The organism is Brevibacillus borstelensis, assembly GCF_003710865.1.
GTDB lineage: Bacteria > Bacillota > Bacilli > Brevibacillales > Brevibacillaceae > Brevibacillus > Brevibacillus borstelensis.
This window is the reverse complement of the sequence record NZ_RHHO01000012.1, coordinates 45,316-60,908: the sequence shown is the minus strand read 5'-3', so window position 1 is coordinate 60,908 and position 15,593 is coordinate 45,316. Positions and strand designations below refer to the sequence as shown.

The window sequence follows — 15,593 nt, the reverse complement described above, 5'->3', positions numbered from 1 at the left end:
GCATTTTCGTCTAAAATAAGGAATACTGTATCATAGCCAATTTATTGTTGGTTAACTGTGGCCGTGGGTTATCAGTTAGCATCGGTTATCATGAAGGCTCGGTCGGCTTCACGAAAGCTTGACAGTGGCCCAAGTTTTCTAAATGAAAGGACGTGCCTTGGGTGAGTCAAATACTTGCACATCTGGAACGTGAAAAACTAAACGAAATGGCTTTGGTCGATATCGCATACGAAATTTTGCGTGAAACCAATCAAACCCACAATTTTCGCGATTTGATGGATCAATTGGCCGAGCTGCGCGGAATGAACGAAGAAGAAAAAATGGCTATCATCGCTCAAGTATATACCGAAGTGAACATTGACGGCCGTTTTGTCTGCCTGGGCGACAACAACTGGGGACTGAAGCGCTGGTACCCGACGGATACCGTCGAAGAAACTCAAGAAGGCGGCAAAAAGAAAAAGGTTATCCTCGACGACGACTTCGACGATTACGAGGCAGAGGAAGAGCTTGTCGAGGAATACGAAGAGGACGAGATCGCGATCTTCGAAGACGACGAGTTCACGGAAGAAGATGGAGACGATCTCGAAGAAGAGCTTGATCCCGACCTCGACGAAGATGAAGAGCTTGAGGAAGAAGAGCTTTTTGAAGAGGAAGACGACGATTTGGCAGACGAAGATCCTGTCGATGAATTCGACGATGAAAATGAAGATTTATAATTCTTGACTTACGCTTGGAAGACAAGATAAAATACTCCTTGGGCTTCACATGAAGAAGGATATTATATGGGAAACTACAAAACAAAAGTGCCCCTACCCGATTCGTTCGGGATAGGACTCGCTTTTGTTTTTTCTTTTTTGGGAGCCGTCTTCATTCGTGCATTCATCAATATCAACTGATCCAGGAAACAGGGGAAAGAGGGGACGTAAAACGATGACGAAGTACATTTTTGTGACAGGCGGGGTCGTATCCTCGTTAGGAAAAGGGATTACTGCGGCTTCTCTGGGCAGACTCCTGAAAAACAGAGGGTTAAAGGTTTCGATTCAAAAATGTGACCCATACATCAACGTCGATCCGGGTACGATGAGCCCGTATCAGCACGGTGAGGTATTTGTGACCGATGACGGGGCAGAGACGGACCTGGACTTGGGCCACTACGAGCGCTTTATCGACATCAACCTGAGCGCCAACTCCAACGTAACGACCGGAAAAATTTACTCGACCGTAATCGCGAAGGAGCGCCGGGGCGATTATTTGGGCGGAACCGTGCAGGTTATTCCGCACATTACCAACGAAATCAAGGACCGCATTTTCCGTTCGGGACAAGAGACCGGAGCTGACGTCGTGATTACCGAAATCGGCGGAACCGTCGGCGATATCGAGAGTCTCCCGTTCCTTGAAGCGATCCGCCAGATCAAGAGCGATATTGGACGCGAAAACGTGATGTACATTCACGTGACACTGGTCCCGTATATCAAAGCCGCTGGCGAAATGAAAACAAAACCGACCCAGCACAGCGTGAAAGAGCTGCGCAGCCTGGGCATTCAGCCAAACGTCATCGTGACCCGTACAGAACAGCCTCTGTCCCAGGACATGAAGGACAAGCTGGCACTGTTCTGCGACATCGACAAAAACGCTGTGATCGAGTGCGTAGATGCGGAAACGTTGTATGACGTGCCGCTCCAGCTGCAAGCGCAGGGACTTGACGACTATGTCTGCCGTCATCTCGGACTCACCTGCCAGGAAGCGGACATGACAGAGTGGAAAGCACTCGTGGCCAAGATCAAAAACCTGTCCAAGACAACCCGTATTGCCATTGTCGGCAAATACGTCGAATTGCCGGATGCTTACCTGTCTGTAGCCGAGGCTCTGCATCATGCCGGTTTTGCCAATGACTCGGCGATCAAGATCAAGTGGGTAAGCGCAGAAGAAGTTACTCCGGAAAACGTGCACGAATTGCTGGGCGATGTAGACGGCATTCTCGTACCGGGCGGTTTCGGGGATCGCGGTATCGAAGGCAAAATTACAGCTACCCGCTACGCTCGTGAGAACAAGGTCCCATTCCTGGGAATCTGTCTGGGGATGCAAATCTCGGTGATCGAATTTGCCCGCCATGTAGCTGGCATGGACGGAGCCAACAGCTCCGAGATCAACCCCGATACGAAATACCCCGTCATCGACCTGCTGCCTGAGCAAAAGAATATCGAGGACAAAGGCGGTACCATGCGTCTGGGCCGCGGACCGACAAAAGTTCTCGAAGGAAGCCTGGCAGAGCGTGCTTACAACAGCACCATGGTGTACGAGCGCCATCGCCACCGCTATGAAGTAAACAACGACTACCGCGAGCAGCTCGCTAAGCTGGGCATGCGCTTCTCCGGTACGACTCCAGACGGACGTCTGGTAGAAATCGTGGAAGTGGCAGACCACCCATGGTTCCTGGCGACCCAATTCCATCCGGAGTTCACGTCCCGTCCGAACCGTCCGCAGCCGTTGTTCCGCGATTTTGTACACGCATCTCTGACCAATAAACGATAGTAAGCCAAAGAAAAACGCACGAGCGGATTTAGCCTCCGCTGGTGCGTTTTTGCATGCTCCAAACCAGTCTGCCCGGATAGGTGCAGGAGCTGGATTAATTTTCCAAAAAACAGTGCGCGTGGAACCTTTTCGCCCTCCCTCTACGTCTGAAACAGAGGAGCGATCCAGGCGACCCAGTATGCGGCGGGCACGAGCAAAAGCTGTGCCAGCAACGTGCCGAAAAAGCGCGAGATCATCAGTCCCAAATAGATGTCGCGGATATGTGTCATCTCGCTCTGCCCTTGCATCGCCTTGTCTGTCAAGAGTCCCACTTGCGGATCGATGAAAATGGTCAGGATGATCGTGGCGATGCCGTTGATGGTCCCGGATGCCGACAAGACTGTCGCCTTGAACTCGGGCACAAGCAGCGAAGCGTAAAGGGTGGCTAGCACGCCGGTCGTGTAGATTCCGGTAACCATACAATTTAAAAGCAGCAGCCTGTACGGGATGCCCTTGATCCGAAAGCGGGCGAGGTCAGGCAGGCGCGGCAAGCGTATGTGATGCTTGACCTGACGGATACTATGGATGGAAACAGTCGTCTTTAGCATCTGGGGAAGCGAGCCTGTCAGCTCCAGGTGGGCGATCAGCCGTTTTGACAGCTGCACGAGTGTCGGAAACAGCAGAATAGCCGCCAATGTCCCCAGTGACGCCATACCGATGATCATGTGCAGAAAGGGAAGGACATCCGTATTTTCAGCAGACGCATGGTCGATCAGTCCCCCGGTGAACGGAGCCTGTATCATGTTGGAGGTGCGGGAGACGAGGACGATAATTCCGGTCAGGGAGAGCGCTACGGCGAGCCTCCCGGTCTGTATGCCAGCGTACCGCAGCGCGTAGGAGAGCGTCTCCGATGTATGGATAACGAAGGTAAACAGGCAAATAATCCAAACCATGTTCATGGCAGCGGGGTCTCCTCACATATACGAATGGTTGCCAATTATTATACTCGAAGACGGGGATGCGGGAAAATTTCAAGGACAGGAGCAGGATTTTCCTGAATTTAGGCGAATCAAGGTTATAAAGTTTACGGCCTTATAAGCAGGGGGATGGACGAAACATGCAGGATAAACGGGATAAAAAAGTGTTGGTTGTCGATGATCAGTACGGCATACGAATCCTGCTGTACGAGGTTCTTGGCAAGGAAGGCTATAAAACATTCCAGGCTGCGAATGGGAAGATGGCTCTGGAAATCGTCGAAAAAGAGTCTCCGGATCTGGTCATTCTGGATATGAAAATCCCCGGGATGGATGGCATCGAGATTTTGAAGCACATCAAAAAAATCAATCAGGATATCAAGGTTATCATGATGACGGCCTACGGCGAACTGGACATGATTAAAGAAGCGACACAGCTGGGGGCGTTGACACACTTCACCAAGCCGTTTGATATTGACGAGCTTCGCCTCGCTGTTCATCAGCAGTTGGCCTGTTGAGCAATCCTGGATATATCTATCAAGACAAGCGTACCTGTTAACAAGCAGATGTCTGTGGTATAATAAGCCACGTTACAGAGTCTGCTAAGGAGGATTATCATATGCCACTAGTACCTATGACCGCTTTTACCGAAGACGTCAAGAAGCATAAATATGCTGTCGGACAGTTCAACCTCAATAACCTGGAGTTTACGCAAGCGATTACGGAAGCTGCTATGGAAGAGAAATCCCCGGTCATTTTCGGCGTGTCTGAAGGCGCACTCAAGTACATGGGCCTGGATTACACGGTCGCGATTGCCAAGGTAGCGGCAGAGCGCTCCGGCGTTCCTGTTGCGCTGCACCTCGATCACGGCAGCAACTTTGACATCGTCATGAAATGTATCCGTGCCGGCTTTTCTTCCGTGATGTTCGACGGATCTCACCATTCGTTCGAGGACAACATTCGCCTGACGAAACAGGTTGTGGAGGCTGCCCGCGCAGTTGGCGTCTCTGTTGAAGGCGAGCTCGGTACCATTGGCGGAGTAGAAGATGATCTGTCTGTTGACGAAGAAGACGCTACTCTTGCAAATCCTGAAGAAGCGATCCGTTTCTGGGAAGAAACCAAAGTAGACTACCTGGCTATTGCTGTCGGTACAGCGCATGGCATGTACAAAGGCGAGCCGAAAATCCGTTTCGACATTATCGAGAAGGTTGCAAACAGCATCGGTTCCCCGATCGTTCTTCACGGCGGTTCCGGTGTTCCGGACGAAGCGATCGTCAAGTCGATTTCTCTCGGTGTCGGAAAAATCAACGTAAATACAGAAAGTCAAGTCGCATGCACGGAAACAGTACGCAAGGTGCTGGCAGCCAAGCCGAACGAGATCGACCCGCGCAAATATCTCGGTCCGGCTCGCGAGGCGATCAAGGAAGTTGTCAAAGGCAAAATGCGCCTGTTCGGCAGCAGCAATCGTGCGTAACCAAGGAGGTCCATCATGCGCTTTTTGATTGATACGGCAAACGTCGATGAAATCCGCGAGATTCACGAGTGGGGCGTAGTGGCGGGGGTCACGACCAACCCTTCTCTGGTAGCCAAGGAAGGCCGCGATTTTATCGAGACCTTGAAAGAGATTATCGACATCGTAGACGGTCCGATCAGTGCAGAGGTCATCAGCACTGATGCCAAGGGCATGATCGAAGAAGGCGAAAAGCTTGCTTCTTTGTCCAAAAACATTGTCGTCAAGGTTCCGATGACGGCAGAAGGCCTGAAAGCAGTCAAGTATTTTGCCAAGCGGAAGATTCGCACCAATGTGACATTGGTCTTTTCGGCCAATCAAGCGCTGCTCGCAGCACGTGCCGGAGCGACGTATGTATCTCCGTTCCTGGGACGTCTCGATGACATCGGTCATGACGGCATGCAGCTGATCGAAGATATTGCGGAAATTTTCTCTGTTCACGGTATCGAGACAGAAATTATCGCCGCTTCGGTACGCCATCCAGTCCATGTGACGGAAGCCGCTCGTCGCGGAGCCCATTTTGCGACGATTCCCCACAAGGTTTTTCATCAGTTGATTGCGCATCCGTTGACTGACAGCGGTCTGGAGAAGTTCTTGTCCGACTGGGCAAAAATGCAAAAGTAAGTCCCAACTGATCGTATTGTACGTATAAATATAAGAGCACCTTTTCCGCTGGGGAAGGTGCTCATTTCCCGATTAAGCCTGAGGAGAGCAAAACATGGAAAAGCTGATCATCAACGGGGGAACCCCGCTTCAGGGCTCGGTTACCATCAGCGGGGCAAAAAACAGTGCCGTTGCCCTGGTTCCTGCTGCGCTGCTGGCAGACGGGCCGGTTGTGATTGAGAATTTGCCGCATATTCAAGATGTGGAAATCTATCACGAACTCCTGCGAGAAATGGGAGCCGATGTGTTGTTCGAAGATGATTGGATGGAAGTGGACGGCCGCCCGATGAAGTCGATGCTGATGCCCAATGGACGCGTAAAAAAATTGCGCGCTTCTTATTATTTGTGGGGGGCGCTTCTGGCCAAGTTCGGGGAAGCGCGCGTCGGCTTGCCGGGAGGGTGCGACTTGGGGCCGCGTCCAGTCGACCTGCACATTAAAGGGTTTGAAGCACTCGGCGCCAAAGTGACGAACAAAAATGGTGTAATGACGATTCAAGCCCCGAATGGCAGATTGAAGGGCGCCCGTATTTACCTCGACCTGGTCAGTGTGGGGGCGACTATCAACATTATGTTGGCAGCCTCCAAGGCAGAGGGTGTCACGATTATCGAAAATGCGGCTCGCGAGCCGGAAATCGTCGATGTAGCTACCCTGCTCAACAATATGGGGGCCAACATCAAGGGAGCCGGGACCGATCTCATCCGGATCCAAGGGGTAGACCGCCTGCGCGGCTGTCGCCACACGATCATTCCCGACCGGATCGAAGCCGGAACGTATATGATAGCGGCAGCAGCGACCAATGGCAGCGTCACGCTTGAAAATGTGATTCCCAAGCATCTCGAGTCTGTCACAGCCAAACTGCGGGAGATCGGCGTGGACGTGCTGGAAATGGACGACTGTATTCAGGTGAACGGCAATGGGCAGTACCGATCCATTGATGTAAAGACGAGTCCGTACCCAGGCTTTCCGACGGACTTGCAGCAGCCGATCACGACGCTGCTCACTCTGGCTTCGGGGTCCAGCATTGTGACCGACAACATTTACAGCGCCCGTTTCCGCCATGTAGACGAGCTGCGCCGTATGGGTGCCAACCTGAAGATCGAGGGCCGTTCGGCAATTATCGAGGGAGGCAGCCAATTGAACGGCGCCAAGGTAGTTGCTTCCGACCTGCGGGCAGGCGCGGCTTTAGTCATCGCCGGTTTGGCTACGAACGGCGTGACAGAGGTGGAAGGTTTAGAGCATATCGACCGCGGGTATGAAAACCTTGTCAGCAAGCTGCAAAGCCTGGGAGCGAATGTTCGGCGGGTTAGCTTGGGAGAAAAGGAACGTCAACAGCAGTAACTCATTGCCAGGAGAGGAGTCTTCCAGAATGGAACGTAGTTTAACGCTTGAACTGGTACGTGTTACGGAGGCAGCCGCACTTGCCTCTGCGCGTTGGATGGGTCTCGGCAAAAAGGATGAGGCTGACGATGCGGCCACGACCGCAATGCGCAAAGAATTTGAAAACGTACCGATGGATGGGACAGTCGTCATCGGCGAGGGCGAAATGGATGAAGCCCCGATGCTGTATATCGGTGAAAAGCTGGGCCAGGGAGTCGCCCCGGCAGTCGATGTAGCCGTAGACCCGCTTGAGGGCACCAATATCGTTGCCAAGGGAACGTGGGGCGCTATCTCGGTTATCGCCGTTGCAGACAAAGGCAACCTGCTGCACGCCCCTGACATGTACATGGAGAAAATCGCCGTTGGCCCGAAAGCGGTGGGCAAGATCGACATCAACGCGCCCATCAAGGATAACCTGAAGGCGGTAGCCCAGGCGCAAGGCAAAGACATCAGCGACCTGGTCGCGATCGTGCTGGATCGGGACCGTCACCAGAAGATTATTCATGAAATCCGCGAAGCAGGTGCTCGCATCCGGCTGATTTCCGACGGAGACGTAGCCGCAGCGATCAACACGGCTTTTGAGGATACGGGTGTAGACATCCTGTTCGGTTCTGGAGGAGCTCCTGAGGGTGTTCTGGCTGCTGTAGCGCTCAAGTGTATGGGCGGTGAGATCCAGGGCAAGCTGCTGCCGCAAAATGCAGAGGAAGTGGAACGCTGCAAACGCATGGGATTGGTCAATCCTTATCAAGTGCTGCACATGGATGATCTGGTCAAAGGAGACGATGCTATCTTTGCCGCCACAGGCGTTACCGACGGTGAATTGCTGCAAGGCGTTCGGATTCAGGGCACGCGCGCTACGACTCATTCCGTCGTGATGCGAGCCAAGACAGGAACAATCCGTTTCATCGAAGGAACCCACCGCTTGGAACGCAAGCCTCGTCTGGTATTGTAATGCAGCAAATAGACGAAGATAGATGAAGAGTAAATAAAGAGTGGTGGAATTATGTTACTTTCAGAACTAGAAGAAAAGAAGTTGACCGATCTCTACAAGCTCGCGAAGGAGTATCAAATCCCTTATTACTCCCAGCTGAAGAAGAAGGAGCTGATCTTCGCCATCCTTCGAGCCAGAGCCGAAAGAGACGGTCTGATGTTTATGGAAGGGGTGCTGGAAATCCTGCCGGAAGGCTACGGATTCCTGCGCCCTATCAACTACCTCCCGAGCTCGGAGGACATTTACATCTCCCAGTCGCAGATTCGCCGATTTGATCTGAGGATGGGAGACTTGGTATCTGGTAAGGTGCGACCTCCCAAGGAAAATGAACGTTATTTCGGATTATTGCAAGTAGAGGCTGTAAACGGAGAAGACCCCGAATTGGCAGCCGAACGACTTCATTTCCCCGCCTTGACACCGTTATATCCTCAAAACAAACTCGTATTGGAAACGTCGCCAGAACGCGTTTCCGCCCGCCTGATGGATCTCATCGCCCCTGTTGGTCTCGGCCAGCGCGGTTTGATTGTAGCGCCCCCCAAGGCCGGCAAAACCATACTTCTCAAGGAAATCGCGAACAGCATCACTGCTAATCGGCCGGACATCCACCTGTTTGTTCTCTTGATCGATGAACGCCCGGAGGAAGTAACCGACATGCAGCGTTCTGTACAGGGAGAAGTAATCGCTTCCACATTTGACGAAGTTCCCGAAAACCATATCAAGGTAGCGGAGCTCGTGCTGGAAAGAGCCAAGCGGCTGGTCGAGCATAAGAAAGATGTCGTCATCCTGCTCGATTCGATTACCCGTCTGGCACGGGCCTACAACCTGGTTATCCCGCCCAGCGGACGTACGCTTTCGGGAGGTATTGATCCCGCCGCGTTCCACCGTCCGAAGCGGTTCTTCGGCTCGGCCCGCAACATCGAGGAAGGCGGCAGCCTGACGATTTTGGCGACTGCACTGGTAGAGACGGGTTCGCGCATGGACGATGTCATTTACGAGGAATTCAAAGGAACCGGCAATATGGAATTGCATCTGGACCGAAAGCTGTCCGAACGCCGCATTTTCCCGGCGATCGATATTCGCCGCTCCGGTACCCGGCGCGAAGAGCTGCTCCTTTCCAAGGAAGAATTGGAAAAGCTGTGGGCGATTCGCAAAAGCATGAACGAAACCTCGGAATACGTAGAGTCCTTTTTGAAGAAACTGGCAGACTCCAAAACAAACGAAGAATTTTTGCAAAGCATCGAAACGAAACAGACACGTGGAAAACAAAGCACAGTGACGGCGGGTTCTTAGACTCGCCGTCATTTTTTATGCGGACGAGGCATATCGTATAAAAGAGTGCTCGTGCAGATACTGAGGGCAAATCTGCCAGAAACGCAGGCGTGAAGGAGGAATGTCAGTGGATTACGAGCAGCTGCCGGCAGGGTGGGGGAGTCGCGACGAAGTGAAACAGGCCGTAGTCGAACAGGTCCTGTTTGAAGCATTTAACCCTTTTGCTTCCCTGGACAAACCGACTTCGACGAATAGAAGTGAAGTGATGACCTACACCGTAAAATACGGGGACACGATGTCGGAAATAGCCGAACGCTACGGATTGACGTTAAAACAACTGTTGGAGTTAAACAGGATGGTAAAGCCGAATCTGATGGGAATCGGCATGAAGCTGGTTTTGAATAAAGAAGAGATTACCCACTCCGTCAGGAGAGGGGAAACGGTGGACAGCATCGCCAGACGCTACAGTGTAAGCAAAGAAATGCTGCTGGAGCGAAACCCGCTGCTCCGGCTGATGGAGGACAACCTCTACATAGGTCAAACCATTCATATCCCCATCTCTGACATGAATTCGCTGACTGCCAAAGAGTGGCAGCGAAAGCGTAATGCGGTTACGACGGCCAGCCGCCAAGCCAACCGTTCGCGGGCTATGGATTGGCCGGTGAAGGAAGCGACTGTGACAAGCGGCTTTGGTACGCGGTGGGGAAGGATGCACAAAGGATTGGACATGTGGAACCAGAGCGAAGGGCAGACCCCGATCTACGCTGCGAAAGAAGGCGTTGTGGTGGAAGCGGGTGGAAATCGGGGCGGTTACGGCTTCATCGTCATTCTGGATCACGGGGAAGGCTTGCAGACGTATTATGCCCATATGCGCAAAATCATCGTGCAGCCGGGACAGCACGTGGAGCGGGGAGAAATGCTCGGCTACATGGGACGTACCGGCGATTCGACGGGTTACCATCTCCATTTTGAGGTCAGAGAGGATAACGTCCCCATGAATCCGCTTCGTTACCTCAGCAGGTAACCGTTCACATTTACATTGTCTGATCGTTGCGTTACAATGGGCTGAGCGAAAAAAGCGAGGCGATTGTACCATGTTTTTAGTGTACGCAGATGAAAAAGGCAATGTATACGACCACCCCGAGCTGCTCGCGGTGGCTCGCAATGGAGATATATTGACGGAAGTATTGGAAGAAGAATTGATTCCGCTGCCAGAGGGAGCTACACTCGTCAGCCTGCCCGATACCGTTCCGGTCGGGATGGACCCGGACACAGGCGAGATGGTAAAGCTCGACGGCTATACGTCGGTAGGAGCCTTGATCCCTCAAGGCTTTACACGGCTGCTGCTGCCTGGTTACGTGAAGACCGACAAAAATAGCAAGTTTCCGCTGTTTGGATATACAGCAGTTGTATGGAAAGACGATCGTTTCTGGGTAGCAGGCCGTCAGAGCGATGATCCGCACCAGTGGAACCCGCTGCATTTCCCGATGGACGAGCTTCGTCAGCGCGTAGAGAAGACGTTGGAGATGTTCCCGCAAAATCGGATTCTCCACCACCTGTCACACTGTGCATTGGAATACGAATGCCTGACAGCTTCCAACAACTTCTTCCATCGTTGGGAAGGAAGCCTGCCTGTCTCGTATACGTGCAATGCCGGCTGCTATGGCTGTATCTCCGAGCAGCCTGAGGACAGCGGTTTTCCGTCTCCGCAGACGCGGATGAACTTCAAGCCGACAGAGGACGAGCTGGTCGAGGTGATGCTGCATCATTTGCAGACACCGGAGAGCATTATCAGCTTTGGACAAGGCTGTGAAGGGGAGCCTTCCACGATGGCGTCCATCATCGTTCCGGCGATGCGCCGGGTGCGGGAACAGACAGATATGGGCTTTATCAACATCAACACGAATGCGGGCCTGACCGATCACATCAAGGGGATCGTCGATGCCGGTCTTGACCTGATGCGGGTGAGCATCATCAGCGCGATTGACGAGCATTACAACGCGTATTATCGTCCGCGCAACTACACGCTGGAAAATGTGGCCCGCTCGGCGGAGTACGCCGCTTCCAAAGGTGTGTACACGTCCATCAACTACTTGTGCTTCCCAGGCGTGTTCGACCGCGAAGAGGAAATGGAAGCGATGATCGAGTTTATCCGCCGGACAGGCATCAAGCTGATCCAGCTTCGCAACCTGAATATCGATCCCGAGAGCTATCTGGCAATGATCCCGCCAGCCAAGGGAGAGGTGTTCGGCATGAAGCAGGCAATCGAAATTTACCAGGAGGAATTGCCTGACGTCGTCATCGGTTCATTTACACATGTTCCGCCGGAGGATTTGCAGCGGAGGAAAAGGCTGGATAAGAAGTAAATTCAGTTGCTTTTCGATGCTGGCCATGCTACTATTTTCTATGTGTATTTTCTATATAACTCTGTTTCGGCAAACGATTCAGGGCGGAAAAGAGGTGTATGTGAGATGAAACCAGGAATTCATCCTAACTACAATGTAGTGAAAGTAACATGTGCATGCGGTAACGAATTCGAATCCGGTTCCGTGAAGCAAGCGCTGCGCGTGGAGATCTGCTCCAACTGCCACCCGTTCTTCACTGGTAAACAAAAATTCGTCGATGCTGGCGGCCGTGTGGACCGTTTCAAACGCAAATACAATCTTTCCTAATCGGAGATTGGAGCGACCAGGTAGAGCAATCTGCCTGGTTTTGTTTTTTTACCCCGATCACCAAAAATGCTCTTCCCGTCTGCCGGAATGAACCCATACAATAGATGTATAGGCTGTGGGAGACCCAGACCGTGCCCGAGATAAATACGTTTAACAAAAGCAAAGGGAGACAATAGACGTGGCGCAACTATATTTTCGCTATGGAGCAATGAACGCTTCCAAATCCATTCAGTTATTGACCGTGGCCCATAATTACGAACAGTCAGGAAAAAAAGTTCTGGTTTTCACACCCGCCATCGATGACCGCTACGGCGTCGGGAAGGTAGCCTCCCGGGTGGGGATTAGCCGCGAAGCCATTTCGATCGGGGATGACACCGATATATATGCGGTTGTGTCTGCCGAGGAGCCTTATCCTGATTGCGTTCTTGTGGACGAAGGACAGTTCTTGCATGCGGAACACGTTCAACAGCTGGTACGGATCGTCGATGAGCTGGATATACCGGTGATCGTGTACGGCTTATTGAAGAACTTTAAAAACGAATTATTCCCAGGCAGCGCCGGATTATTGAGCGAAGCGGACAAGATCGAGGAAATCAAAACGGTTTGTGTCTACTGCAATAAAAAAGCGACGCACATTCTGAAATACAAAAACGGCAAACCGGTATATACCGGCGAAACGATCGAGATCGGCGGAAACGACACCTACAGCAGCGTCTGCCGTCGTCATTACTACCACCCGCCGGTGGAATAGGCTGGCGTATGGCCGCTTTTCTGTTGTCTGTGCATGGAGATTTCATCTGCTGCGCACACTATGACAAACAGGAGGTGGCTTTTTTATGCGACGCCTGCCCTATGGAAAAAGCGCGGCAGCTGCATTCGGTACTGCAGCTTTGTTGCTTGTGGCTGCGGTCGGCTGCGGCCGGACGATGCCGCAGGAAAAAAGCTATGGCGCCAACAGCTACGATCCGCAACAGCACGCTACGATCAAGAGTGACCGAAGCGGAGATATCATTGACAGAGGGGCTCCGCCGATGGAGGATCGCGATCCCTTGATGGGACGAAACCAGAACCCGAATCTGATCATCGGCCACGCCAACGTTCGCAATACCCAGGTTGACATGGACAACATGGAGAGGATGGCTAGATCGGTATCCGGTGTGGAGGATGCAAGGGTTACCCTTGTGGGCGGGAACGCATACGTTACGTTGGACTTGATCCCGAATGTAACGGCCAATCAGGCTCGCACCATCGAACAAGAAGTCATCGCGGCCTTGCGGCAAAAAATACCCCGCTATGATTTCCACGTCACGTCAAACGACGCGTATCACCGATAACCATCTGACGGCTCGGCTTGTCCGGGCTGTTTTTCATGAGCAGGAAAACACCGCCAGATCATGTATTTCTTTGACTTTTTCGGGGTTTCCCCCTATAATTATTCTGTTACTTTCAATATTTTTTTACTGGCAGGCTTCGCTTCCTGGCGATGGCACTGCAGTGCAAAACAGGAAGCTTTCTTCATAGGATTTTTAGTGAAAGCAAGTACTTAATTTTTTCGTAATGGGGTGAATGACAGTGTTCGAGCGCTTGTCTGCGGTTGAAGAGCGTTATGAAGAGGTAACCAATCTACTATGCGACCCCGATGTCATCAGTGACACCAAACGGCTGCGGGAACTGTCCAAGGAGCAGTCTTCTCTGGAGGAGACTGTGACCGTTTATCGTGAATACAAATCGGTAGTATCTCAGTATGAGGACGCAAAGGCGATGCAGGAAGAAAAGCTGGATGACGAGATGCGCGAAATGGTGAAAATGGAAATCGCGGAACTCGCCAAACGCAAGGAACAACTGGAAGATCGGTTGAAAATCCTGCTGCTGCCAAAAGATCCGAATGACGATAAAAACGTTATCGTGGAGATTCGCGGAGCTGCCGGTGGTGATGAAGCGGCGCTGTTCGCGTCCGATCTGTTCCGCATGTACACGCGTTATGCAGAGCGGCACGGTTTCAAGGTGGAAGTTCTGGAAGCCAATCCGACTGACATCGGCGGTTACAAGGAAATTGTCTTTTCTGTCAGCGGCCGTGGGGCCTATAGCAAGCTGAAATTTGAAAGCGGTGCACATCGCGTGCAGCGTATTCCGGCAACCGAGTCGGGCGGCCGGATTCACACGTCTACGTCTACGGTGCTGGTACTGCCGGAAGCCGAAGACGTCGAAGTGGAAATCAACGAAAAAGATATACGCATCGATACTTTCTGTTCCAGCGGTGCGGGTGGACAGAGCGTCAATACGACCAAGTCCGCTGTTCGTGTTACGCATATCCCGACAGGCATCGTGGTGTCCTGTCAGGACGAAAAATCGCAGCATTCCAACAAGGATAAAGCCCTGCGCGTACTGCGCGCCCGCCTGTACGATTACCACATGCAGCAGCAGATGGCGGAGCAGGATGCTACACGCAAAAGCCTTGTGGGAACGGGTGACCGGAGTGAGCGGATTCGCACGTACAACTTTCCGCAAAGCCGCGTGACCGATCACCGAATCGGCCTTACTCTGCATCGTCTCGAGGCGATCCTGGAGGGCGAGATCGACGAAGTGATTGAAAACCTGATGCTGCACGAACAGACGGAGCAGTTGAAAAGCCATGCACACACAGCTTGATTGGTCCGATGTCGTGACGATACGAGAAGCCCTTTCGCGGGCTTCTTCCTTTTTGCGCAAACAGGGAGTAGCCGATCCTATGTTTGAAGCGGAACTGCTGGTACGGCACTGTCTGGGCTGGGACCGGACGAGATTTTTGATTTCGATGGGCGAACCGATTCCTGTGGCAGCGCGCGACCAGCTTGCGGCCCTGTGCGAACGGCGGAGCCGCCGCGAGCCGCTTCAGTACATGTTTGGAACCCAGGAGTTTTACGGACGTCCCTTTCACGTCCGTCCCGGTGTTTTGATTCCGCGTCCCGAGACGGAGATACTCGTGGAGCAGCTGCTTTGCCGGGCGGAGAAGCTATGGCCGGCCGATCAATCGCTGCAGGTCGTCGATATCGGCACAGGCAGCGGAGCCATCTGTGTCACCATTGCTTGTGAACGGCCTCACTGGCAGGTCAGCACAGTGGATCTTTCTCCCGATGCTACGGCCATTGCCCGTGAAAATGCGGAGCAGCTCGGAGCCAGGGTCCGCTTTTTGCAAGGGGACCTGGTACAGCCGCTTTTGGAGGCCCATGAGCGCGTAGACATTCTCGTGTCCAATCCGCCTTATATACCAAGCCGCGATGTAGATGAGCTGGATGATGAAGTAAAGGCATATGAGCCTCGGCTCGCGCTTGACGGGGGAGACGACGGTCTGGACTGTTATCGCCGTCTCTGCGATGCCCTGCCAAGCCTTTTGAAGCAGACAGCTCTGGTCGGGTTTGAGGTTGGAATACATCAAGCCCGTGATGTCGCCAGTCTGATGAAGGCTTCAGGGGTGATTGACCAGGTAGAGATCGTCGCTGATTTGGCTGGAATCGACCGCGTCGTAATCGGGATCAGAACGGGTCGGAAGGAATAGAGAGGAAACAGAGGGGTAGAAGAAATCGAAGATAAATCAAAGAAAGCGGCTCAAGCAGCCGTTTTTTTGTTTTGTTATAATTGCAAAATA

The 15,593-nt window shown here is 52.6% G+C and carries 16 protein-coding genes; 15 read left to right on the top strand and 1 reads right to left on the bottom strand.

Going from position 1 to position 15,593, the window contains the following annotated elements; genetic code table 11:
* Positions 1-161 precede the first annotated feature (161 nt).
* Positions 162-716: a DNA-directed RNA polymerase subunit delta gene (gene rpoE / locus EDM54_RS06615; RefSeq protein WP_003388457.1), complete on the top strand. Its 555-nt coding sequence runs from the start codon at positions 162-164 to the stop codon at positions 714-716.
* A gap of 214 nt (positions 717-930) precedes the next feature.
* Positions 931-2,532, top strand: a complete 1,602-nt coding sequence (pyrG, locus tag EDM54_RS06610) for a CTP synthase (RefSeq protein WP_003388456.1) — start codon at positions 931-933, stop codon at positions 2,530-2,532.
* Between the two features lie 140 nt (positions 2,533-2,672).
* Here pyrG and EDM54_RS06605 read toward each other — a convergent pair whose 3' ends face one another.
* Positions 2,673-3,470, bottom strand: coding sequence for a lipid II flippase Amj family protein (locus tag EDM54_RS06605; RefSeq protein ID WP_031932681.1), 798 nt, complete (start codon positions 3,468-3,470; stop codon positions 2,673-2,675).
* Positions 3,471-3,628: 158 nt separating this feature from the next.
* Between EDM54_RS06605 and EDM54_RS06600 the strand changes: the two genes are divergently transcribed.
* The 13 genes from EDM54_RS06600 (at position 3,629) to prmC (ending at position 15,503) form a co-directional block, all read left to right on the top strand.
* A complete protein-coding gene (locus tag EDM54_RS06600) occupies positions 3,629-4,003 on the top strand; it encodes a response regulator (protein WP_003388454.1) in 375 nt (124 codons plus the stop codon).
* Between the two features lie 101 nt (positions 4,004-4,104).
* Entirely contained in the window at positions 4,105-4,959 is an 855-nt protein-coding gene (gene fba / locus EDM54_RS06595) for a class II fructose-1,6-bisphosphate aldolase (protein ID WP_122957955.1), read from the top strand.
* Between the two features lie 15 nt (positions 4,960-4,974).
* Positions 4,975-5,619 carry a fructose-6-phosphate aldolase gene (fsa, locus tag EDM54_RS06590; RefSeq protein ID WP_003388452.1) on the top strand — a complete coding sequence of 215 codons (645 nt, stop codon included), beginning with the start codon at positions 4,975-4,977 and terminating at the stop codon, positions 5,617-5,619.
* 94 nt (positions 5,620-5,713) lie between these two features.
* The gene (gene murA, locus EDM54_RS06585) at positions 5,714-6,997 is read left to right on the top strand and encodes a UDP-N-acetylglucosamine 1-carboxyvinyltransferase (protein ID WP_003388450.1); all 1,284 of its coding nucleotides are present in this window, start codon (positions 5,714-5,716) and stop codon (positions 6,995-6,997) included.
* A 28-nt stretch (positions 6,998-7,025) separates the two neighbouring features.
* Positions 7,026-7,988 (top strand): class II fructose-bisphosphatase, encoded by a 963-nt coding sequence (gene glpX / locus EDM54_RS06580; protein ID WP_003388449.1) that lies wholly within the window; start codon positions 7,026-7,028, stop codon positions 7,986-7,988.
* 51 nt (positions 7,989-8,039) lie between these two features.
* On the top strand, positions 8,040-9,317 hold the full coding sequence (gene rho, locus EDM54_RS06575; protein WP_003388448.1) for a transcription termination factor Rho: 1,278 nt from the start codon (positions 8,040-8,042) through the stop codon (positions 9,315-9,317).
* Between the two features lie 106 nt (positions 9,318-9,423).
* Complete coding sequence (locus EDM54_RS06570; RefSeq protein ID WP_003388447.1) at positions 9,424-10,320, top strand: M23 family metallopeptidase; 897 nt, start codon at positions 9,424-9,426, stop codon at positions 10,318-10,320.
* Positions 10,321-10,390: 70 nt separating this feature from the next.
* Positions 10,391-11,662 carry a radical SAM family protein gene (locus EDM54_RS06565; protein WP_003388446.1) on the top strand — a complete coding sequence of 424 codons (1,272 nt, stop codon included), beginning with the start codon at positions 10,391-10,393 and terminating at the stop codon, positions 11,660-11,662.
* A gap of 105 nt (positions 11,663-11,767) precedes the next feature.
* Complete coding sequence (gene rpmE, locus EDM54_RS06560; RefSeq protein ID WP_003388445.1) at positions 11,768-11,968, top strand: 50S ribosomal protein L31; 201 nt, start codon at positions 11,768-11,770, stop codon at positions 11,966-11,968.
* Between the two features lie 178 nt (positions 11,969-12,146).
* A complete protein-coding gene (locus EDM54_RS06555; protein WP_024983749.1) occupies positions 12,147-12,719 on the top strand; it encodes a thymidine kinase in 573 nt (190 codons plus the stop codon).
* Positions 12,720-12,804: 85 nt separating this feature from the next.
* On the top strand, positions 12,805-13,302 hold the full coding sequence (locus EDM54_RS06550; protein WP_122957954.1) for a YhcN/YlaJ family sporulation lipoprotein: 498 nt from the start codon (positions 12,805-12,807) through the stop codon (positions 13,300-13,302).
* Positions 13,303-13,540: 238 nt separating this feature from the next.
* Positions 13,541-14,617 (top strand): peptide chain release factor 1, encoded by a 1,077-nt coding sequence (gene prfA, locus EDM54_RS06545; RefSeq protein ID WP_003388441.1) that lies wholly within the window; start codon positions 13,541-13,543, stop codon positions 14,615-14,617.
* Entirely contained in the window at positions 14,601-15,503 is a 903-nt protein-coding gene (gene prmC, locus EDM54_RS06540; RefSeq protein ID WP_031932680.1) for a peptide chain release factor N(5)-glutamine methyltransferase, read from the top strand. Before prfA ends, prmC begins: the two co-directional genes overlap by 17 nt.
* Positions 15,504-15,593: the final 90 nt, after the last annotated feature.